22 protein-coding genes are annotated in these 20,418 nt (G+C 67.8%); 12 read left to right on the top strand and 10 right to left on the bottom strand.

The window, feature by feature from the left end; translation table 11 throughout:
* Position 1: 1 nt before the first annotated feature.
* The 3 genes from ACX1D0_RS13010 to ACX1D0_RS13020 are packed head-to-tail and all read left to right on the top strand — an operon-like array spanning position 2 to position 2,971.
* Entirely contained in the window at positions 2–1,315 is a 1,314-nt protein-coding gene (locus ACX1D0_RS13010; protein ID WP_459020451.1) for an aminotransferase-like domain-containing protein, read from the top strand.
* 14 nt (positions 1,316–1,329) lie between these two features.
* The gene (locus ACX1D0_RS13015) at positions 1,330–2,262 is read left to right on the top strand and encodes a D-alanine--D-alanine ligase family protein (protein WP_459018414.1); all 933 of its coding nucleotides are present in this window, start codon (positions 1,330–1,332) and stop codon (positions 2,260–2,262) included.
* A 1-nt stretch (position 2,263) separates the two neighbouring features.
* On the top strand, positions 2,264–2,971 hold the full coding sequence (locus ACX1D0_RS13020) for an SURF1 family protein (protein WP_459018415.1): 708 nt from the start codon (positions 2,264–2,266) through the stop codon (positions 2,969–2,971).
* Here ACX1D0_RS13020 and ACX1D0_RS13025 read toward each other — a convergent pair.
* The 9 genes from ACX1D0_RS13025 to rpmH all read right to left on the bottom strand — a co-directional run bounded on the left by ACX1D0_RS13025 (position 2,968) and on the right by rpmH (position 8,665).
* On the bottom strand, positions 2,968–3,336 hold the full coding sequence (locus tag ACX1D0_RS13025) for a DUF3817 domain-containing protein (RefSeq protein ID WP_459018417.1): 369 nt from the start codon (positions 3,334–3,336) through the stop codon (positions 2,968–2,970). The two genes, ACX1D0_RS13020 and ACX1D0_RS13025, sit on opposite strands and share 4 nt — an antisense overlap.
* Positions 3,337–3,402: 66 nt before the next feature.
* Positions 3,403–4,293, bottom strand: coding sequence for a ParB/RepB/Spo0J family partition protein (locus ACX1D0_RS13030; RefSeq protein WP_459018418.1), 891 nt, complete (start codon positions 4,291–4,293; stop codon positions 3,403–3,405).
* Positions 4,290–5,270, bottom strand: coding sequence for a ParA family protein (locus tag ACX1D0_RS13035; RefSeq protein WP_459018419.1), 981 nt, complete (start codon positions 5,268–5,270; stop codon positions 4,290–4,292). The genes ACX1D0_RS13030 and ACX1D0_RS13035 overlap by 4 nt, the downstream gene beginning before the upstream one ends.
* A 312-nt stretch (positions 5,271–5,582) precedes the next feature.
* Positions 5,583–6,185: a 16S rRNA (guanine(527)-N(7))-methyltransferase RsmG gene (rsmG, locus tag ACX1D0_RS13040; RefSeq protein ID WP_459020452.1), complete on the bottom strand. Its 603-nt coding sequence runs from the start codon at positions 6,183–6,185 to the stop codon at positions 5,583–5,585.
* Positions 6,186–6,205: 20 nt separating this feature from the next.
* Positions 6,206–6,676 carry a Jag family protein gene (locus ACX1D0_RS13045; RefSeq protein WP_459018420.1) on the bottom strand — a complete coding sequence of 157 codons (471 nt, stop codon included), beginning with the start codon at positions 6,674–6,676 and terminating at the stop codon, positions 6,206–6,208.
* Between the two features lie 73 nt (positions 6,677–6,749).
* Complete coding sequence (gene yidC, locus ACX1D0_RS13050) at positions 6,750–7,874, bottom strand: membrane protein insertase YidC (protein WP_459018421.1); 1,125 nt, start codon at positions 7,872–7,874, stop codon at positions 6,750–6,752.
* Positions 7,875–8,171 carry a membrane protein insertion efficiency factor YidD gene (gene yidD / locus ACX1D0_RS13055; RefSeq protein WP_459018422.1) on the bottom strand — a complete coding sequence of 99 codons (297 nt, stop codon included), beginning with the start codon at positions 8,169–8,171 and terminating at the stop codon, positions 7,875–7,877.
* Positions 8,165–8,515, bottom strand: a complete 351-nt coding sequence (gene rnpA, locus ACX1D0_RS13060) for a ribonuclease P protein component (protein ID WP_459018423.1) — start codon at positions 8,513–8,515, stop codon at positions 8,165–8,167. Before rnpA ends, yidD begins: the two co-directional genes overlap by 7 nt.
* Before the next feature lie 12 nt (positions 8,516–8,527).
* Entirely contained in the window at positions 8,528–8,665 is a 138-nt protein-coding gene (rpmH, locus tag ACX1D0_RS13065) for a 50S ribosomal protein L34 (protein ID WP_459018424.1), read from the bottom strand.
* Between the two features lie 344 nt (positions 8,666–9,009).
* Between rpmH and dnaA the strand changes: the two genes are divergently transcribed.
* Together dnaA and ACX1D0_RS13075 are read left to right on the top strand one after the other, a co-directional pair.
* Complete coding sequence (gene dnaA / locus ACX1D0_RS13070; protein WP_459018426.1) at positions 9,010–10,386, top strand: chromosomal replication initiator protein DnaA; 1,377 nt, start codon at positions 9,010–9,012, stop codon at positions 10,384–10,386.
* A 105-nt stretch (positions 10,387–10,491) separates the two neighbouring features.
* The gene (locus tag ACX1D0_RS13075; RefSeq protein ID WP_459018427.1) at positions 10,492–10,770 is read left to right on the top strand and encodes a metal-sensitive transcriptional regulator; all 279 of its coding nucleotides are present in this window, start codon (positions 10,492–10,494) and stop codon (positions 10,768–10,770) included.
* An 80-nt stretch (positions 10,771–10,850) separates the two neighbouring features.
* Here the strand turns inward: ACX1D0_RS13075 and ACX1D0_RS13080 are convergent, their stop codons facing one another.
* Positions 10,851–12,485, bottom strand: coding sequence for an FAD-dependent oxidoreductase (locus ACX1D0_RS13080; protein WP_459018428.1), 1,635 nt, complete (start codon positions 12,483–12,485; stop codon positions 10,851–10,853).
* A gap of 72 nt (positions 12,486–12,557) precedes the next feature.
* Here ACX1D0_RS13080 and ACX1D0_RS13085 point away from each other — a divergent pair, with 72 nt between their 5' ends.
* From ACX1D0_RS13085 to ACX1D0_RS13115, 7 genes are all read left to right on the top strand, one after another.
* Positions 12,558–12,734 (top strand): DUF8730 family Cys-rich protein, encoded by a 177-nt coding sequence (locus ACX1D0_RS13085; RefSeq protein ID WP_459018430.1) that lies wholly within the window; start codon positions 12,558–12,560, stop codon positions 12,732–12,734.
* A 265-nt stretch (positions 12,735–12,999) separates the two neighbouring features.
* Positions 13,000–13,905, top strand: a complete 906-nt coding sequence (locus ACX1D0_RS13090; RefSeq protein ID WP_459018431.1) for an ABC transporter ATP-binding protein — start codon at positions 13,000–13,002, stop codon at positions 13,903–13,905.
* 4 nt (positions 13,906–13,909) lie between these two features.
* Positions 13,910–16,474: an ABC transporter permease gene (locus ACX1D0_RS13095; protein ID WP_459018432.1), complete on the top strand. Its 2,565-nt coding sequence runs from the start codon at positions 13,910–13,912 to the stop codon at positions 16,472–16,474.
* A 92-nt stretch (positions 16,475–16,566) separates the two neighbouring features.
* Entirely contained in the window at positions 16,567–17,727 is a 1,161-nt protein-coding gene (gene dnaN, locus ACX1D0_RS13100; protein WP_459018434.1) for a DNA polymerase III subunit beta, read from the top strand.
* 40 nt (positions 17,728–17,767) lie between these two features.
* Positions 17,768–18,649 carry a phosphogluconate dehydrogenase (NAD(+)-dependent, decarboxylating) gene (gnd, locus tag ACX1D0_RS13105; protein ID WP_459018436.1) on the top strand — a complete coding sequence of 294 codons (882 nt, stop codon included), beginning with the start codon at positions 17,768–17,770 and terminating at the stop codon, positions 18,647–18,649.
* Between the two features lie 12 nt (positions 18,650–18,661).
* A complete protein-coding gene (gene recF / locus ACX1D0_RS13110; RefSeq protein WP_459018438.1) occupies positions 18,662–19,813 on the top strand; it encodes a DNA replication/repair protein RecF in 1,152 nt (383 codons plus the stop codon).
* Positions 19,814–19,879: 66 nt separating this feature from the next.
* Complete coding sequence (locus tag ACX1D0_RS13115) at positions 19,880–20,404, top strand: DciA family protein (protein WP_459018440.1); 525 nt, start codon at positions 19,880–19,882, stop codon at positions 20,402–20,404.
* The last annotated feature ends 14 nt before the right edge of the window (positions 20,405–20,418 follow it).

The following is a 20,418-nucleotide window of genomic DNA, read 5'->3' on the forward strand; positions in this document are numbered from 1 at the left end:
GCTGACTGACGTGACCGAGCACTCCCGACACGACACCCGGCTGGACCGGTTCGTCGACAGCTACTCACAGCGCACCAACGGCATGCGGGTCTCCGCGGTCAGGGCCCTGTTCGCCGTAGCCAACCGTCCGGAGATCGTGTCGCTCGCCGGTGGCATGCCCAACATCAAGGACCTCCCCCTCGCCGAGATCGCCGCCTCCCTGGCGGACATGATCACCACCAACGGCACCCAGGTGATGCAGTACGGCTCCGGCCAGGGCGAGCCGGCGCTGCGCGAGCAGATTCTCGACATCATGGCGCTCGAGGGCATCACCGCACACGCCGACGACGTGGTGATCACCGCCGGCTCCCAGCAAGGCCTGGATCTGGTCACCCGGATCTTCTGCGACCCCGGCGACGTGGTGCTGGCCGAGTCGCCGTCGTACGTGGGCGCGCTGGGCACCTTCCTCAGCTATCAGACCGAGGTGGTGCACGTCGCCTCAGACGACGATGGGCTCGACCCTGTCGCGCTGCGCGAGACCGTGTCGCGGCTGCAGAAGGCCGGTAAACGGATCAAGTTCCTCTACACCATCCCCAACTTCAACAACCCCTCCGGCACCACCCAGCCGTGGCAGCGTCGCCTGGACATCCTCAAGGCCTGCGAGGAGTTGGGCATTCTCGTCGTCGAGGACAACCCGTACGGGCTGCTGACCCTCGATGCGGACCCCATCCCGGCGATGCGCTCGGTGGACGCGGACGTGATCTACCTCGGATCGTTCTCCAAGACGTTCGCGCCAGGCTTCCGGGTGGGCTGGGTGCTGGCACCGCACGCGGTGCGGGAGAAGCTGGTCCTCGCCCAGGAGTCGGCCACGCTGTGCCCGCCCGTGTTCAGCCAATTCGCCATCTCCACCTACCTCGCCACCCAGGACTGGCAGGGACAGGTGGGCCTCTACCGCACGATGTACCGCGAGCGGAGGGATGCGATGCTGCACTGTCTCGCCGAGGAGATGCCCGACGGCGCCACCTGGACGCGTCCCGCCGGCGGATTCTTCGTGTGGGTGACCCTGCCAGAGGGTCTGGATTCACAGGCGATGCTCCCTCGAGGAGTCAACGCCCGCGTCGCGTTCGTCCCTGGCGGCGCCTTCTACGCCGACGGGCAGGGTGCCCGCAACGTGCGGCTCTCCTTCTGCTTCCCACCGCCGGATCGGATCCGCACCGGCGTGCAACGCTTCGCGGAGGTGGTGCGGCGCGAGCTGGAGGTCATGGACACCTTCGGCATCGCCGCATCCCCCAGCGGTGGACGTCCTCCCTCCGGGCCCGGCCCGGACCTCACCTGACAAGGAGCTGTTCCATGACGATCATCGTGATTGCCGGTGGGTTGAGCCACGAGCGAGACGTGTCACTGAAGTCCGGCCGGCGGGTCGCGCAGGCGCTGCGCGACGTGGGCCGCGAGGTGATCGAGGCAGACGTCAATGCGGACCTGATCCCCTTGGTGCGGCGCACCGCCGACGCCGTCGTCGTCCCCATGCTGCACGGGGGTCTCGGGGAGGACGGGGCGCTGCGCGAGGTTTTCGAGGTGCTGGACGTGCCCTTCGTCGGGCCGGAGGGGGCGTCGTCGCGGTTGACGTTCGACAAGTCCATCGCCACCTCGGTGGTGCGCGGCGCCGGCCTGGCTACGCCGAAGCAGATCGCGCTCCCCCACGACATCTTCCGCGAGCTCGGCGCGCCCGCGCTCATGGAGGGCATCGGGGAGCAACTCGGCTACCCGCTCATGGTGAAACCCTCGCGCAGCGGCTCCGCGCTGGGCGTGACGAAAGTGGACGGTCCGTCCGGGCTTCCGGCGGCGTTGGTGGCCGCGTATGCCTACGGGGCGGTCGCGGTGATCGAGTCGTACCTGTCGGGCACGGAGATCGCGGTGACGGTGCTCGACGAGGGCCAGGGACCCGTCGCGCTGCCCCCGGTGGAGATCCGGCCCGAGTCCGGTGTCTACGACTACGAATCGCGCTACACGGCAGGCGCCACCCGCTTCGTCACCCCGGCGGAGCTCTCCGACGGCGTCCTCGCGGCCGCGGGCGAACTGGCGGTGTCCGTGCACCGCGCCCTGGGGCTGAGGCACCTCTCCCGCGTGGACATGATCGTCGAGGAGTCGGGCCGTCCCGTGTTCTTCGAGGGCAATGTCGCGCCCGGTATGACCGAGACGTCGTTGGCGCCGCTGGCCTTCGAGGCGGCGGGCCGGGAGCTGGGCGAGGTCTTCGCACGGCTCGTCGACCTCGCGCGCGGCTGAGATGGGCGTCAAAGCCAAGCAGGTCATCGCCGTCGCGGGAGGCCTGGTCGTCGCGGTGATGATGCTCCTACTGGGGCTGTGGCAGATGTCGTCCTACCAGGAGTCCACCCGCGACGTGTCGGCCGAGCGTGCGGCCCAGGAGGCGGTTCCGCTGGCTGAGAGTGTCGCGGCGAACGGGGAGATCGAGGACGTCTACGGGCGCCAGGTCACCCTGAGTGGCGCGTACACCGACCACGAGGTGCTGGTCGGCCAGTCTTGGCCGCTGCGCGTGGCCACTGCGTTCAGGATGGACGACGGCCGGTACGTGGCGGTGGTGCGGGGCGCCGTCGGGCAGGGTTTCGACCCGGCAGACGCGCCCATCGGCCCGCAGAACCTGGTGGGGGTGTTCCTGTCGTCGGACCTCCCGGCTGACAGTGTCCCGGCGGGGGCGGACTTCGGCTCGCTGCGGATCCAGGCCATGGCGCAGTCGTGGCCGTCGCCGTTGATCGGCGGATATGTCACCCTGTCTGCCCCGGACTCCGCAATGGAGGGGCTCTCCCCGGCCCCGTTGGTGCTGCCCACGGCCGAGGGATCAGCCACGCACCGGGGATACGCCCTCCAGTGGTGGGTATTCGCAGCGGGCGCGGTCGCGTTCGGGTTCTACGTCGCCCGTGGGTTTGCCAGGGACGGCGCCGCGGCTGCGTCGGTCTCCGATCCGAAGGCTCACTAGGCGGACTCGCTCGCCGCGAGCGTGGCTCGCACGTTCTTCGTCGCGAAGTGCTCGGCGACGAACGACAGGAACGGCACCGTCCCGGCCGCCATGATGGCCAGGAACCATCTGATGGACCACTTCACCCGACGGCCGAGGTCGTAGGCCGTGATGAGAAGGACCATGTAGAGCCAGCCGTGGGGCATCCCCGTCCAGAGCACCACCCGGCCGTCGCCCCAGATGTACTTGAGCGGCAGCCCTACGCACACGAGGACCACGAGCAGCACCCCGACGACGTAGGCCATGATCCGGTAGCGCGTGAGCGCGCCACGGATGCCCGGCACGTCGTCGCTGGGAACGGTCGTGCTGGGGTCGGCCACAGTCATCGTTTCCTCGTTCAATGGTTGTAGTGATATGTCGCTATATAGCTGTGTGGTTTAACAGGTATACGGTTATACCGTGGTGTTGTCGAGGATCGCCATGATCCGATCCAGGTCCTCGCCCGAGGCGAACTCGATGGTGATGCGCCCCTTGTTGCGTCCGATGGCCACCTTCACTCGCGTGTCGAAGTGGTCGCTGAGCGCGGTGGCAATGTCGCGCTCACGCTCCGTGGGGGTTCGAGGGGTCCGAGGGCGCGAGTGTCGCGGCTCTGTCCCCCTGTCGAGCGACACGATCTCCTCTGTTGAGCGCACTGACAGCCCCTCGGCCACGATGCGCTCGGCCAGGTGCTCCTGCAACTCCGCATTGTCCAGGCCGAGCAGAGCACGGGCGTGACCAGCGGACAGAACGCCAGCGGCGACCTTCGTCTGGACGCGCTGGGGCAGGTTCAGCAGCCGCAGGGTGTTGGACACCTGCGGCCTGGACCGGTGGATCCGCTGCGCCAAGTCCTCCTTGGTGCAGTCGAAGTCCTGCAGCAGCTGCGCGTAGGCATTGGCTTCCTCGATCGCGTTGAGGTCAGCACGGTGGAGGTTCTCCAGGAGCGCATCCCGCAGGAGCGCGGTGTCGTCGGTTCCGCGGATGATCGCCGGGATGGTGTCGCGGCCGGCGATCTGACTCGCTCGCAGCCGACGCTCCCCCATTACGAGCTCGAACGAATCGTGACCCTGGCGCCGGACCACCACTGGCTGGAGGACGCCGAATTCGGCGATGGATTCTGCGAGCTCGTTCAGCTCGTCCTCGTCGAATACCGTGCGAGGTTGATGCGGGTTGGGCGAAATATGCTTCAGGGGCAACTCCTCGAACGTCGAGCCGTCCCGCAGCTGCTCCACCGTGTCGTCGTCGGTGCGGGCGAAGAGATCACCCAGTCCCTGACCAAGGGCACTCTTCTTGGGAACGGCCATCATTGCACCACCTTATGCGCGCGCTCGGCCATCTCGCGCGCTGCTGTTGTGTAGGCAACGGCGCCGGGGGACTTCGGCTGGTAGTTGAGTACTGTCTGCTGGTAGCTCGGCGCTTCCGCGATCCGCACGGAGCGCGGTATCTCCTGAGCCAGGGTCTGCGCGGGAAAATGCCGTCGGACCTCTTCGGCCACTTCTCGCGAAAGGTTCGTGCGGCTGTCGTACATCGTCAACAGAATAGTGCTGAGCTCGAGATCGTCGTTGAGGTTGCCCTTGACGCGCTGGATGGTGCGCATCAGTTGCGTGACGCCTTCGAGTGCGTAGTACTCCGTTTGAATGGGCACCAGGATCTCGTTGGCGGCCACCAGGGCGTTGAGCGTGAGAAGTCCGAGGGATGGGGGGCAATCGAAGAAGATGTAGTCCACGCCCGACTCCTCCACGTACTGCCGAATTGCGTCACGCATGCGATGCTCGCGCCCCCGTAGGTTGACGAGTTCAAGTTCGGCTGCGGCGAGGTCTATAGCGGCGGGTAGGACGTGCAGGTTCGGTGAGTGCGGCGACGGCAAGGCGTGCTCGATGATGCCTACGCCCTCAAGGAGCACCTCATAGGTGCCCTTCGTGCCAGGCGTGTGTTTGACGCCTAGGGCTGTCGAGGCGTTGCCCTGGGGGTCGTTGTCGACGACGAGCACGTTCAGTCCACCGATTGCCATCGCGTGCGCCAGGTTCACCGCCGTGGTGGTCTTGCCGACGCCACCCTTCTGATTCGCGACGACGACAATGCGTGGGCTTGCTGGCCGGGGGAGCGTCGGGGCCGGCTCGTCGAACTCGATCATCTCGTCGCCGTACTCGGACTCGATGCTCACGTCAGGGTTGTTCGCGGCGCGGCGGGGCTGGGACCCCGTTTCACGTGAAACGTTGGTGTGGTCCTTCCACAACTCGTCCTCGTTCGCCTGCGCTTTGCGTTTGCGGAAGAACAACGCCATCAGGGCCTCCTCGGTGTCCGCGACGACTCTATCGAAGCTTCGTCGGCTTCACGAAGTTGCGCGTGTCGCGTTTCACGTGAAACGCGCCGGCCGCACGCGAGGGCGCGCCAAGGACGGCCCAAACCGTGCCCCTGGACCGGACACATGGATCCCAGGCATCGAGGTGCCAGCGACGGGAGGAGCAGACCAGGGTTGAACAAAGATCGCGGGCGACGCCGGCAGACCACCTGCAGGGCAGGGAAGGAGTGACTCTCCCGAGGCACCGACATGGGCCACACGATTGCCGCCCCTCGCGGCGGCATCTTCAGTGAATCAACTGACGCGGATCGCGCGCGCCCGCTCGGTGCCGGGGCCGACGGTGAGTTCGAGCACCTCCGCCTTCAGGCCCCATCTGGCCAGCATCTTGCCGGCTTCGCGGATCTCCAGCTCGGCTGACTCGCCCTTGAGCGCCAGGAGTTGCCCGCCATGAGCAAACAGGGGAGTGGTCCAGCGCAGAAGCCGTTCCAGCGGAGCGACGGCGCGGCACACGACGACGTCGAAGTGGTCCTTCGTCTCCTCAGCCCGGGACCGGGAGACCCGGACCCGGGCCTCCACGCCCAGCTCTTCCACCGCGAGGGTCAGGAAGTTCGCCCGCCGCAGCAGCGGCTCCACGAGCGTGACATTGAGGTCTGGACGCGTGAGGGCGATGGGCAGCCCCGGCAGCCCCGCGCCGCTCCCGACGTCCGCCACATCCACGCCCTGGGGCAGGGCGTCGTTGAGAGCCACCGAGTTGGCGATGTGGCGATGCCACAGCTTGTCGCCCTCCCGCGGGCCCAGAAGACCCCACTCGATACCACGACTTGCCAATATATCTACATATTTACTTAGCGCTTCACCGCTTTGAGGGTATAGCGCGACAATCGCGTCGCGTGACAACCCCTCTGCCGTGCCCGCACTCACTTGGCCCGGACCACCACACGCCGGTTCGGCGGCTCACCCTCGGACTCGCTGACCAGTTCGGCGGCCGCGACTTCGTCGTGGACGATCTTCCGCTCATAGGCGTTGAGCGGCGCCAACCTCACCGGATCACCGGACTCCTTGACCTCGGCGATGGCATCCTTCGCCATGGCCACGAGCTCTGCCCTCCGCCGTTGGCGGTAGCCCGCGACGTCCACCATCAGCCGCGAGCGATGCCCGGTCTCCGTCATCACCACGAGCCGCGCCAATTCCTGCAGTGCGTCGAGGACTTCGCCGTCCTTGCCCACCAGCAGCTCCGACTCGGTGTCGATGGCGATGAATGCCCGGCCGTCCTGGACGGAGTTCTCGATGTCACCGTCGAGGTCTGCGATGTCCAGCAGCTCCTCGAAATAGTCGGCGACCAGGTCTCCCTCGGCCAGTAGAGCGGCCTCAGTCTCGTTGTTCGACATGGAAAGTGTCCTCTCCTTCAAGCCCGCAAGGGGCAGTGTGTGTGGTGTGTGGGGAGCGACGCCGTGCGTCGGCTCACTTCTTCTTGCGGGCGGAGCGGGGCGCCTGTCGCGGCTGCTGCCGGCTCACGACGCGCTTGCCGTCGTCCGTGGTGCGCACCGTCTGACGGTTCACCTGCTGCCGGGCGATCTTCGTCGGCGACTCGGACGTCTCGTCCGCGACGAGCTCGTCCGTGGACACGGCACCCGTCCGGGCGACCGGTCGCGAGGGGGCCGCGGACGGGTTCCTGGTGCCCCGACGCTTCGCGTTGCGCGCCAGCATGATGGACTGCGGATCCCTGCCCTTGGCGAGCATCCGCTCCTCCCACTCGATGAACGCGGGCGTGTTCGGAGCGGGGTTGTTACGAATCAGCAGGCCCTGCTGCGCCATGGTCCACACGTTGGACGTCAGCCAGTAGATCAGCACGCCGATCGGGATGACCACCGACGAGGCGGCGTAGATGACGGGGAAGAAGTACAGCATCATCTTCTGCTGCTGCGCCATGGGACCGGTCAACGACTCCGGGGGCAGGTTCTTGCGCATCAACTGGAGCTGCGTGACGAAGAACACAGCCACCATGGCCACCACCAGGACGATGCCCACCGCCTGCGTGGCGCCGAACGACGTCATGGGGAAGATGCGGTCCGCGAGGCGGGCGCCGAAGATCTCCGCGTTCTGCAGCGACGACACCAGGTCCGGGTTGATCTTGAAGAAGTGGCCGCGCACATTGCCCGACGACACGCCCTCCAGGACGCGGAACAGTGAGAGGAAGATGGGCATCTGCAGGAGCAGGGGGAGGCACGATGCGGTGGGGCTGACGCCCTCCTCCTTGTACATCTTCATCGTTTCCTGGCCCAGGCGCTCCCGGTCATGCCCATGCTTTTTCTGCAGGTCCGCCATCTTCGGCTGGAGCATCTGCATGTTGCGCGCCGAGTTGATCTGCTTGACGAACAGGGGGATGAGGAGGGTGCGGATCACGACCGTGAGGCTGATGATCGCCAGGGTCCAGTTCCATCCGGAGGACGCGCCCAACAGCGGCGTGTACAGCCAGTGGAAGAACACGACGAGTCCGGACACCGCCCAGTAGAGGGGCTGCATCATGGCGGACAGCACCCCGTAGAAACTGTCCCAGATGTTCAGCATCACCAGCAGATCGACCACTTAAGCCACCTCAGTCTTCAGTTGGGGCTCGTGTCCCCGTGATTCGTTGGATATCTCGTCTGCCCAGGCCGCCGATTCCGGCGATCCGGGAACATAGTCGACGCCGCCGGCCGCCCACGGGTGGCAGCGGAGGAGACGTCGGGTGGTGAGCCACACGCCCTTGACGGCGCCGTGAGTCTCAAGTGCCGTCAGCCCGTAGCTCGAGCAGGACGGGTGGTACTTGCACACATTTCCGTAGGAGGGGGAGACGAACGTGCGCCAGCCCTTCACCAACCAGATCAGCGGATACTTCAGCACGCTGCCGCCTTCAGATGCGCGCGGCGCCAGGCGTCGGCCAGGTCCCCGGCGAGGCGTTGCGGCTCAGTGGCGGCAGCGGGCAGAGCCCGCACCACCACGTCGGCGACGAAGGGAGCCTCCAAGGGGACGACGAGGTGCCTGAGCCGCCGCTTGACGCGGTTTCGGGTCACTGCGTTGCCCACCTTCTTGGAGACGACAAAACCCACCCGGCCGATGTCGGGTGGATTCTGAAGGGTGATGCGCTTCACGTGCACCACGACTGTCGGAGTTGCTGCTCGGGCGCCGTGCCGGACGGTGACACCGAAGTCAGAAGGCTTCGTGAGCCGACGCGGACCTGGCAGCACCGACGATCGGCCCTAGGCCGACAGCTCGGTGCGACCCTTGCTGCGACGGGCGGCCAGGATGGCGCGACCGGCGCGGGTCCGCATGCGGGCGCGGAAGCCATGGGTGCGGCTACGACGGCGGTTGCTCGGCTGGAACGTACGCTTGGTCATGGGATTACTCCCTCAGGTTCGATGGTGTACAACTGCCCTGGTGGGCAGGGGGAAGTGGCCGCCTAGATGGCGACTGGTCAACGATACGTGCCAAACGCCCTGCAGACCAAACCAGGATCCTGTGGGGCCGGACAACCAAGCAAATAACACCGATGTAGTCCAGTACCGCGCTCGGCGTGTCGCGCAAATCGCCTTGCCAACTGGCCCCGACGGGACTAACTTCGTTGTCCTGCCTTCCAGCTTATCCACAGGTGAGCGCCGGTCGGCCGTACCGCTAGGGTGAGTTATACCCCCCTTGTGGATAACCTTGTGGATTACTTGAAGAGGCGGGCTTCCGCCGGGAAGTGGGTGAGGTGAGCGAATCACCGACGCCGGACCTGGCGGGCCTGTGGGATGAGGTCATCGCCTCGGCCGACGCCCCCACGAAGGCCTGGCTTCGCCGCACGAGACCTCTGGAGATGCACGGCAGCACACTGATGCTCGCCGTGGGCGACGAGACCACGCGCGAGCGGATCGAGACGCGCCTTCGTCCACAGATCGAGGAACGGCTCAGCGCCATCTGCGGTCAGAGCACGCATCTCGCGGTGATGATCAACCCGGAGATGGTGCGGGAGGAGGCCGAATCCTGGTCCTCCACGGCCACGGTTCTGGTCCCCGAGGAGGAGCCTCGACGGGCGGCCCCGCGCTCGCGCCCGCAGGACGTGCGCCTCAATCCCCGCTACACGTTCGAGTCCTTCGTCGCCGGCTCGTCCAACCGGTTCGCGCACGCCGCAGCCGCGGCGGTGGCCGAGACCCCCGGGAAGTCCTACAACCCGCTCATGATCTACGGACCCTCTGGTCTGGGCAAGACCCATCTCCTCCACGCCATCGGCCACTACGTCACCAGCTACTACGAGCAGCTTCGCGTGAAGTACGTCTCCACCGAGGAACTCACCAACGACTTCATCAACGCCATCTCGTCGAACCGCACGGCGGAGTTTCGCAGCTCCTACCGCGACGTCGACGTCCTTCTGGTCGACGACATCCAGTTCCTGGAATCGAAGATCCAGACCCAGGAGGAGTTCTTCCACACCTTCAACACGCTGCACAACGCCCAGAAGCAGATCGTGATGACCTCGGACCGGCCCCCCAAGCTGCTGGAGGCGCTGGAGCCGCGGCTCCGGTCGCGCTTCGAGTGGGGCCTGATGACCGACATTCAACCCCCGGACCTCGAGACGCGCATCGCCATCCTGCGGAAGAAGGTCGCGTCGCAGCGGTTGACCGCCGGAACGCAGGTGCTGGAGCTGATCGCGTCGCGGATCCCCACCAACATCCGCGAGCTGGAGGGGGCCCTCACGCGCGTCGCGGCGCTCGCGAGCCTCAACCAGCAGGAGATCACCGTCGCCCTGGCTGAGCAGGTCCTCAACGACCTCATGCCCGACGACGCGGCCCCGGTGGACGCGCAGGCCATCATGGACGCCGCCGCCATGTACTTCAGCATCTCGCTCGAGGATCTCACCGGCAGCAGCCGCGTCGCCACCATCGCGTCGGCCCGCCAGATCGCGATGTACCTCTGTCGGGAGCTGACGGACATGTCGCTGCCGAAGATCGGACACAAGTTCGGCGGCAGGGACCACTCGACGGTGCTGCACGCGGTCCGCAAGATCAACGAGAAGATCGGCCAGGATCGCGACCTGTTCAACCAGGTCACCGAGCTGACCAACCAGATCAAGCAGTCCTGACGCGGTTTCGCCTGGCTTGACCAGGCGGCGACAATGGAACAACGCGCGGGAACCCGTGCGCGCGCGAAGCCCCATCCCCTATACCGGTAGGGGTATACTCGTCCCATGATTGTGGAGGATCCGATGCAGCTCGACCCGGAGCAGATGACAGCGGTGGTCAAGCGCCTCAAGCGCGCCCAAGGGCAGCTGGGTGGGATCATCCGGATGATCGAGGACGGCCGGAACTGCGATGACATCGTGATGCAGCTGGCCGCCGTCTCGAAGGCAGTTGACCGCGCCGGGTTCACCACCATCTCGATCGGGCTGCGACAGTGCATGGAACAGCCCGATCCGGACCCGTTGGATCAGGCCAAGATGGAGAAGCTCTTCCTCAGCCTCGCCTGAGCGCTCGCCCGCCGGAACGGGTGTCCGCGCGGAAAGCAAGGGTCCCCAGCAGTCATGCTGGGGACCCTTATGCGTGCACCTCAGTGCACCGTGAGGCCGGAGCCGGCCTTCCATGTGGTGTAGCCGCCGTCGAGGTTGCGCGCCTCACGACCGGCACCCTTGAGGGCCGCCAACGCCGCGTGGCTACGGATGCCCACACCGCAGTGGACGATCAGGGGAGTCCCGCCATTGGGGATCTCGTCGATGCGCTCGCGCAGTTCGTCGACGGGGATGTTGATCGCACCGGGCACCGCGCCTGCGGCGTACTCACCCCGAGTGCGCACGTCGACGACCACTGCGCCGGCGTTCTGCGCCTCCACCACCTCGTGCCACTGGATGTGATCCTCCCAGCCGCTCAGGCGGTTCTCCGCGATGAAGCCCAGCATGTTGATGGCATCCTTTGCGGAACCGAACTGCGGAGCGTACGCCAGTTCCAGCTCGGCCAGGTCAGGGGCCTTGAGACCGCCGGCCATCGCCGTCGCGATCACATCCATCCGCTTGTCGACACCATCCTGGCCGACGCCCTGTGCGCCGAGGATCTCGCCCGTGGCCGGATCCACCAGCAGCTTGAGCGCCATGGTGGATGCGCCCGGGTAGTAGGTGGCGTGCGAGGCGGGGTGGGTATGGATGGCCATGTAGTGGCGACCGGCGTCGCGCAGGCGCTTCTCGTTCCATCCGGTGGCAGCCACCTGGAGACCGAGGAGGCCCACGATGGCCGTGCCCCGGACGTGCCGCGCGGGACGGCCCCGCCCGGCGATGTCGTCGGCGACGCGACGTCCCTGCAGGTTGGCGGTGTTGGCCAGCGGCACGAGCACCGACTCGTCGCTCAGCGCGTCGACCTTCTCGACCGCATCACCCACCGCGTAGATGTGCTCGTCATTGGTGAGTTGCCTGTCGTCGACCAGCAGTCCGCCGCGCGGACCCACCCGGAGGCCGGCGGCCTTGGCGAGTTCGGTGTCCGGCCGAACGCCGATGGCCGCGACCACCACGTCCGCGGGCAGCCGCGACCCGTCAGCGAGTGTGACGTCCTGAGCACCGATGGCGGTGACACCGGATCCGAGACGCAGGTCGATGCCGGCGGCGCGCATGACGGCGTGCACGGGTGCGACCATCTCCGGGTCCAGCGGCGCCATCACCTGGGGGAGTGCCTCGACGACCGCCACCTTCATACCGCGGTGCAGCAGGTTCTCGGCCACCTCGAGGCCCACGAAACCGCCTCCCACCACGACGGCGGTCTCAGCCTCCGCGACGGCGGCGAGCATGCGGTCCGTGTCCTCCACGTTGCGCAGCGGGAGTGCCCGCTCGATGCCGGGGATGGGGGGCATGAGGGGCTTGGCGCCGGGGGAGAGGACGAGCTTGTCGTAGGAGAGGGTCTCCTCGCGGCCGGTGGCCACGTCGCGGACGACGACCTCCCTGAGCTGGCGGTTGATCTGGACGGCTGCCGTGCCGACGCGCACGTCCAGGCGGAATCGGTTGTACAACGCCTCCGGTGTCTGCAACAGCAGGGCGGAGCGGTCCTCGATCACCCCGCCCACGTGATAGGGGAGACCGCAGTTGGCGAACGACACGTAGCCGCTGCGCTCCACCACGATGATCTCCGCGGACTCATCGAGACGACGCAGACGCGCGGCCGCGCTCATCCCACCAGCAACACCACCGACAATGACAACCTTCATGTTGAAAACTCTATACCCCAGGGGGTATGGTTGACGAACCGGGGTACCCCGAACCGAAGAGGAGAATCAAGTATGTGCAGTCCCACCAAGTGTCGCCAGTGCGGCAAGACCACCTGGGCCGGTTGCGGCAACCACGTCGATGCCGTCAAGCGCTCCGTGCCCGCGGGCCAGTGGTGCGGTGGCCACCAGAGCCAGGCATCGAGCCAGCCCGCCGGAGCGGGATTCTTCGACCGTCTCATGGGCCGCTGAACCTGCGGACAACCGTGTGAGAGGGCCGGGGACGGGGCTGTGGACAACTTCCCGCCCCGGTCTTCTCCACAAATCCCAACCGTGTAGTTTTTCATTCCTCCACAAGCCCTCAACAGGCGCAATGACGCGCTGGTCAGCCACGACACCGGTTATCCACCGATTCCACAGGGGCTATGAGTACAACTGATATGTAATTACCTCTCTCCACTCAAAGTCACGGCTGTGGGCAAGGGGACCGAATTCTCCCCGCTGCTACCGTGGTGGGGTGAGCATCGCAGCGCGGGCCAGGGGCCTCACCAAGATCTACGGATCCGGATCAGCGGTGGTGAAAGCTCTCGACGGCGTGGACTTCGACATCATCGACGGGGAGTTCACCGCCATCATGGGCCCCTCGGGATCAGGCAAGTCCACCCTCATGCACCTCATGGCGGCCCTCGACACCCCCACGTCCGGCGAGGTCTACCTGGGAGAGACCGCGGTGTCCACGCTGGCGGACACGCCGTTGACGGAACTGCGCAGGGACCGCATCGGGTTCATCTTCCAGGCGTTCAACCTTGTTCCCACGCTCACGGCGCGGGAGAACATCGTGCTGCCGCTGCGGATCGCGGGGAAGAAGGTGGACGAGGCCTGGTTCGAGCGGATCGTCGACGTGCTGGCCCTGGGGGACCGCCTCACACACAAGCCTTCCGAGCTGTCGGGCGGTCAGCAGCAGCGAGTCGCGTGCGCCAGGGCGCTGATGAACCGCCCCCACATCGTGTTCGGCGACGAGCCCACCGGAAACCTGGACTCAACGTCGGCCGCCGAGGTGCTCGGGTTCCTGCGCCGCAGCGTCGACGAGTTCGGCCAGACCGTGGTCATGGTGACCCACGAAGCGCACGCGGCCAGCTATGCGGACCGCGCCGTGTTCCTCTCCGACGGCCACATCGTCCACGAGATGCGCGGGGCCACGCAGGAGGACCTGCTGGGCGAGATGTCGCATATCTACCCGCGCCACGACGCACCTCTGACACCCGTCGTCGCGCCGGCCGGGGTTCCCGTGGACACCCAGGCCTCGGAGGAACCGGTCTACCGCGACGGCGGCTCGGCGCCCACCCACCGGGGTCCGTCGGACGACGACGAGGGCGAGTCCACCCTCGAACGATCGATCGCGCGTCGCGCGCTGCTGGACTAGCCAGATGCTGCACGCAACGTGGACCTCTCTCTGGGCGCGCAAGGTCAGGCTGCTGCTCAGCGCCCTGTCGATCGTGCTCGGTGTGGCGTTCGTGTCCGGCTCGTTGCTGTTCACCAATCTGCTGTCCTCGAGTTTCGACTCCCTCGTCAAGGGCGCATTGGCGGATGTGAACGTCTCCGCTGAGGGAGTCGGCATCGAGGGCTTCGACAACACCACCGGCCAGCAGCAGATCCTCATGACGCCTGAGGAGCTGGGTGCCATCGGTGCCGTCGACGGCGTGCAGGAAGCCGTGGGCATGGTCTCCAGCAGCCAGGTCTTCCCGCTCGACAAGAACGACAGGCTGATCATGTTCCCGGGCGCACCCGGCGTGGCGATGAACTGGATCGACCTGCCCGCCGCGGGTGGACAGGTGGGGGCCCGGATCGTCGAGGGGGTGCCCCCCGGCGCGGACGACGAGGTGGTGCTGGACCCGGCGACGGCGGCACGCGGTGGTTTTGTCCTCGGTGACGAGCTCAAGGTGGCCACCCCCCGCGACGGCATTCAGAGCTACACCCTGGTGGGTCTGGGCACCTACGGCGCCGGGGCGACGGCCGGCGCCAGCTACCTGTTCTTCACGCTCGAGGAGGCGCAGGCCATCGTGCAGGAGGGGCAGGACGGCTTCTACGCCGCCTGGGTCCAGACGCAGACGGAGGCGGACCCCGCCGCCGTTGCGGAGGAGATCCAGAAGGTCCTGCCCGCGGGTTTCGTCGCGGAGACGGGCGACGCCCTGGCCGCGACCATCCAGGAGCAGCTCGACGTAGGGCTCGGGTTCGTCAACACCTTCCTCCTGGTGTTCGCCGGGATCGCGTTGCTCGTGGCCACCCTGCTCATCCTCAACACCTTCTCCATCCTCGTGGCGCAGCGCTCACGCGAGCTGGCGCTCCTGCGGGCCATCGGGGCAACCCGCTCACAGGTGAGCACCTCCGTGCTGACCGAGGCGCTGGTGGTGGGCGTCATCGGCGCCACCGCCGGCCTCCTGGTGGGATACGGGTTGGCCTGGGCGATCCTGGTGGTGCTGCGCCTCCTGGGCATCGACCTCGGCGCCGCGGTGCCGTCCTTCACCTGGCAGGCGGTGGTGGCGTCGTACACCATCGGCATCCTCGTCACGGTGGTGGCCGCGGCGTTGCCGGCGCGCAAGGCGTCCCGCACGCGCCCCGTCGAGGCCATGGCCGCCGCACAGCAGTCGGGGCCCGAGAAGCTCGGTGGCCTGCCGATGGTGGGCGTGGCGATGATCGAGATGGGAACCGCCGCCCTGGTGTGCTCCCTGTGGCTCGACGTCCCGCAGCCGCTGATCTGGGCGGGGATCGGGGCGGTGCTTCTGCTGGTCGGCATGGTGTTCGCCGCCGTCGTGGTGGGAGCCCCCCTGATCTGGCTGTTCGGCACCGCCTACCGCGCGCTGTTCGGCGAGGTGGGCAAGCTGGCCCGGCTCAACGCGATCCGTCAGCCCCGCCGCACGGCCGCCACCGCCGCGACCCTCATGATCGGCCTGGCGCTGGTGGCCACCGTGGCGATCCTGGCGGCCAGCACCACCACCTCCATCCGTGACCGGCTCACGTCGGATCAGCGCGGGGACTTCACCGTGAGCCCTGTGGCCTACCAGCCGTTCGACGCCACGGTCGCGGCTGATGCGCGCGCCGTTCAGGGCGTGGAGACCGTGTACGAGTTCTACCGCGGGGCCACGGTCATCGACGGCGAACCGGTGCAGCTCACCGGCACGACCGCCGACGGTCTCACCAGGGCAAGCAGCCTGGAGCTGGTTGCCGGGTCCCTGAGCGACCAGGGCGGCGCGGCACCGGTGGTCGTCTCCACCGAATTCGCCGAGGACCAGGGCCTCAGCCTCGGCCAGCTCATGCAGCTGCCCACCCCGGCGGGTGGCACCGTCGAGGTGCTCGTCACCGGCCTGCACGAGGGGGGCGCCGGCCCACAGTCACTGGGCGACCTGATCGTGGACCTGGACACCTATGCCCAGCTGGGCGACGCCACGCTCGTGCAGCGTCTCGTGGTGTTCGCGGAAGACGGCGCCGATCTGGCGTCGGTGCGCGCCGGTCTCGACGACGCCACCTCCGATCAGCCCACCGTGGTCGTGGCGGACGTGGCCGAGTTCGTGGAGGCCCGCGTCGGGCAGTTCCAGCAGATCTTCTCGATCCTCTACGCGCTGCTCGCCCTGGCTGTCGTCATCTCCGTGCTCGGGATCGTCAACACGCTCGGCCTCTCGGTGATGGAGCGCACGCGGGAGGTCGGCCTGCTCCGCGCCGTCGGAATGACCAGGCCCCAGCTGAGGAGGATGGTGACCCTGGAATCTGTCATGGTGGCCACCCTCGGCGCCACCCTGGGCGTTGTCCTGGGGGTGGTCTTCGGCTCCTCGCTGGTCACCCTGCTGCGCGCCGACGGCATCGATCAGCTGGTCGTCCCGTGGGCCCAGTTGCTGGTGTTCGTCGTGGTGGCGGCACTGTTCGGGGTACTCGCGGCCGTTGGTCCGGCGCGCCGGGCGTCGCGGCTCAACGTGCTGGAGTCGATCGCCACGGAGTAGCCGCACAGCTGGCATGGGCGGAGAGCCGCCCGGCTATGATTCAGGCGACGGTAGCGAGATCAAGACGGTAGCGAGATCAAAGGGGAAGCCTTGTGAAGATTCGAGTTGAGCGCGACGCGTTGGCAGACGCCGTGGCCTGGGTGGCGCGCAGCCTTCCCACGCGTCCCACCGCACCGATCCTCGCCGGCATGCTCCTCGAGGCGGACGCCAAGGGGCTGACGCTGAGCAGCTTCGACTCGACCACCTCGGCCAAGGTCTCGATGCCCGCCACGGTCAACGACGAGGGCACCGTGCTGGTCTCCGGCCGGCTGCTCGCGGAGATCGCCCGCGCGCTGCCCAACAAGCCCGTGGATCTCGTGGCGGACCACAGCAAGGTGGAGCTCACGTGCGGTCAGGCGCGGTTCACGCTGCAGACGCTGCCTGTGGAGGAGTACCCCACGCTGCCGGACATGCCCACCCAGACGGGCGTCGTCGACGCGGCCACGTTCGAGAAGGCCGTGGGCCAGGTGTTCGTCGCCGCCGGCCGGGACGAGCTGCTCAACGTGTTCACGGGCGTGAAGATGGAGATCAACGGCGAGTCCCTCTCGCTGCTCGCCACGGACCGCTACCGCATGGCGCTGAAGGAGCTGACGTGGCGGCCGTCGTCGCCGTCGGTCGAGGGTGCGGTCCTCGTGCCCGGCAAGGTTCTTGCGGACACCGCCAAATCCATGACCTCGGGTGACACGCTGACCATCTCACTGTCCACCACCGAGGCGGAGGGCGAGGGCCTGGCCGGCTTCGTCGGCGAAAGCTCCAAGGGCACCCGCGAAGCCACCACGCGCCTGCTCAGCCAGGCGTTCCCCAAGGTGCGCCACCTCATGGACGTGGACGCCACCGTCGGCGTGCGCGTCAACACCACGGACCTCCTGGCCGCGGTCAAGCGAGTATCGCTGGTGGCGGAGCGCAACACGCCGCTGCGGATGCGCATCCACGAGGACCACATCGCGCTGGAGGCGGCCACGGGGGATCAGGCCCAGGCATCGGAGGCCATCGAGGCCGAGATCGAGGTGGTGGGCGACGAGCAGTCCATCACGGACGCCGGGTTCAACCCCCACTACCTGCTGGACGCGCTCACGGCGCTCGACGCGCCCTTCGCCCACTTCTCGTTCACGCTCCCGGGCAAGCCGTGCCTCATCATGGGCCTCGCCAGCATCGACGGGGACCCCTTGGCGGACTACCGGCACGTCATCATGCTCATGCGCCTGCCGAGCTGACCCGCACCACCGACACACCTATCCCACTGAAGGAGTTCTCATGCGCATCGGTCTCATCGGCTTGGGGAAAATGGGCGGCAACATGCGCGAGCGGTTGCGCGTGGCGGGAGTGGAGGTGGTGGGCCTGGACCACAACCCCGCCCTCTCGGACGCGACGGACGAGGCGGACCTCGTCGCCCAGCTGGGCGAGGGTCCGCGAGTGATCTGGCTCATGGTCCCGATCCAGGCCGTCGACCCGCTCATCGCCACACTGAAGCCGCTGCTGTCTGAGGGCGACGTCGTCATCGACGGTGGCAACTCGAAGTGGACCCACGACGCGAGGCACGCCGCGTTCCTCGCCGACGCCGGCATCCGGTTCCTCGACGTCGGTGTCTCCGGCGGAGTGTGGGGCCTGGAGAACGGGTACGCGTTGATGGTGGGCGGGCCGGCGGACGCCGTCGAGCTGGCCATGCCCGTGTTCGAGGCGCTGAAGCCCGAGGGCGAGTTCGGCTTCGTGCACGCCGGCGAACACGGCGCCGGGCACTTCGCCAAGATGGTGCACAACGGCGTCGAGTATGGCCTCATGCAGGCGTACGCCGAGGGCTGGGAGCTTCTCGAGGCTTCGGACGAGGTCACCAACGTGCCCGCGGTGTTCGAGTCCTGGCGCGAGGGCACCGTCATCCGCTCCTGGCTGCTGGACCTCATGGTCCGGGCACTGGACGCTGACCCGCACCTCGATGCCATCGAGGGCTACGCGGAGGATTCCGGCGAGGGTCGCTGGACCGTCAACGCGGCCGTTGATCTCGCGGTGCCCGTGCCGACCATCGCGGCCAGCCTGTTCGCGCGGTTCGTGTCGCGCCAGGAGGACTCGCCGGCCATGAAGATGGTGGCGGCGATGCGCAACCAGTTCGGCGGCCACGCCGTCGCGCCTGCCAAGGACTAGGTGATCGCCTAGGTGTTCGTCACCGAACTCACGCTGACGGATTTCCGCAACTACACCGAGGCAGCGGTGTCGCTGTCGTCGGGGGTGACGGTCTTCGTCGGATCCAACGGTCAGGGCAAGACCAACCTCGTGGAAGCCATCGAGTACCTGTCCACCATGACCTCGCACAGGGTCGCGGCCACGGCTCCACTGATCCGCGCGGGCGCGGAGACGGCCGTGGTGCGGGCACGCGTCCAGGCCGGCCGCGAGGATCCCCGGGTGATCTCCCTGGAGCTGGAGATCGCCAACGGTCGATCCAACACGGCTCGGCTCAACCGGGCACCGCTGGGCCGGCCGCGGGACCTGATCGGCGCCCTGCGCACCGTCGTGTTCTCTCCGCTGGACCTGGCGATCGTGCGCGGCGACCCGTCGGATCGACGCGGTTGGCTGGACTCGCTCGTGATCACCCGGTGGCCGCGGATGGCGGGGGTGCGGCAGGATTTCGACCGCGTGCTCAAGCAGCGCAACGCCCTGCTCAAGGCGATGGCGGGGCGCTCGTTCGTTCCGAGCGGAGGCGACGAGGACGTCACGCTCGCCGTGTGGAACGAGCAGCTCGCCGCCCTGGGGGCGGAGCTGCTGCACGCCCGGCTGGACACGCTCGCAGACGTGGTGCCGCACGCGCAGCGCGCCTACGAGACCATCGCACCGCTGAACAACCAGATCTCGGCGTCCTACAAGACGCTGCTGGACCTCGACGGCGTGGCGGAGGAGGCGGACGTGCGGGCAGGCCTGCGCCAGCGGCTCCTGTCCGCCATGGAGCGCATGCGCAGGGACGAGGTGTCGAGGGGGGTGACCCTTGTCGGGCCGCAGCGCGACGACGTCGAGTTGTCCATCGGCGCCCTGCCGGCGAAGGGGTACGCGTCGCACGGGGAGTCCTGGTCGCTGGCGCTGGCGCTGCGCCTGGGCGGGTTCACGCTGGTGCGCGACGACGGCGTCGAGCCCGTGCTCGTGCTGGACGACGTGTTCGCCGAGTTGGACGTGTCGCGGCGGGAGCGGTTGGCGGCTGCCATCGCCGACGCCGAGCAGGTGCTCATCACGGCCGCGGTCGGCGCGGACGTCCCGGACTTCCCGGCCGAGCGTCGCTTCCGCGTCGACGCCGGCACCGTCGAACTGCTCGGTGCCTGAGCTGAGGAGGAGCGGGGGGAGGTGGGCGACGTCGGCCCACTCACGCCGCGGGGGTAGTCTCGGCGCATGAGCGAGGAGCACGACCCGACGGGGCTCGACCTCGCCTCCGAGATCGCTCGCGCCGCCGTCGAGTCCGCCGCCTACGGGGTGGTGCTGCCGGACCCCTCGCCCGCCAGGCAGCCGCGGCGCCGCCAGCGGCCGATGGAGCAGCAGCGCTCCGGCGCACACCCCGACGACCGCGACCCTCAACTTGTCGGCGACGTGCTCGACACGGTCATCAAGGCCCGCGGGTGGCAGCGCCGGATCAGCCTGTCGCACGTGCTGCGACGGTGGCCGGAGCTGGTGGGGGAGTCCAACGCCCAGCACTCCACCCCCGTCAACTACACCGACGGGGTCCTCATCGTGGACTGCGACTCCACCTCCTGGGCCGCGGCCATGAAGTTCTCGGCCTCGCAGATCGTCGCCAAGCTCAACGCCGCGTTGGGTGAGCGGACGGTGCTGCGCGTCGACTTCCGCGGACCGAGGCCGCCGAGCTGGAAGAGGGGCACTCGCGCCGTGCAGGGTCGCGGCCCCCGCGACACCTACGGCTGAGACCTAAGCTGGCC

The sequence above is a fragment of the Tessaracoccus pujii genome (assembly GCF_054483895.1).

What these genes read in the sequence shown, in the direction of transcription:
- ACX1D0_RS13015 (WP_459018414.1), top strand. Translation starts at nt 1,330, where the DNA reads ATGACGATCATCGTGATTGCCGGTGGGTTGAGCCACGAGCGAGACGTG.
- ACX1D0_RS13020 (WP_459018415.1), top strand. Translation starts at nt 2,264, where the DNA reads ATGGGCGTCAAAGCCAAGCAGGTCATCGCCGTCGCGGGAGGCCTGGTC.
- ACX1D0_RS13025 (WP_459018417.1), bottom strand. Translation starts at nt 3,336, where the DNA reads ATGACTGTGGCCGACCCCAGCACGACCGTTCCCAGCGACGACGTGCCG.
- ACX1D0_RS13030 (WP_459018418.1), bottom strand. Translation starts at nt 4,293, where the DNA reads ATGATGGCCGTTCCCAAGAAGAGTGCCCTTGGTCAGGGACTGGGTGAT.
- ACX1D0_RS13035 (WP_459018419.1), bottom strand. Translation starts at nt 5,270, where the DNA reads ATGGCGTTGTTCTTCCGCAAACGCAAAGCGCAGGCGAACGAGGACGAG.
- ACX1D0_RS13045 (WP_459018420.1), bottom strand. Translation starts at nt 6,676, where the DNA reads ATGTCGAACAACGAGACTGAGGCCGCTCTACTGGCCGAGGGAGACCTG.
- rpmH (WP_459018424.1), bottom strand. Translation starts at nt 8,665, where the DNA reads ATGACCAAGCGTACGTTCCAGCCGAGCAACCGCCGTCGTAGCCGCACC.
- ACX1D0_RS13075 (WP_459018427.1), top strand. Translation starts at nt 10,492, where the DNA reads ATGATTGTGGAGGATCCGATGCAGCTCGACCCGGAGCAGATGACAGCG.
- ACX1D0_RS13080 (WP_459018428.1), bottom strand. Translation starts at nt 12,485, where the DNA reads ATGAAGGTTGTCATTGTCGGTGGTGTTGCTGGTGGGATGAGCGCGGCC.
- ACX1D0_RS13085 (WP_459018430.1), top strand. Translation starts at nt 12,558, where the DNA reads ATGTGCAGTCCCACCAAGTGTCGCCAGTGCGGCAAGACCACCTGGGCC.
- ACX1D0_RS13095 (WP_459018432.1), top strand. Translation starts at nt 13,910, where the DNA reads ATGCTGCACGCAACGTGGACCTCTCTCTGGGCGCGCAAGGTCAGGCTG.
- gnd (WP_459018436.1), top strand. Translation starts at nt 17,768, where the DNA reads ATGCGCATCGGTCTCATCGGCTTGGGGAAAATGGGCGGCAACATGCGC.
- ACX1D0_RS13115 (WP_459018440.1), top strand. Translation starts at nt 19,880, where the DNA reads ATGAGCGAGGAGCACGACCCGACGGGGCTCGACCTCGCCTCCGAGATC.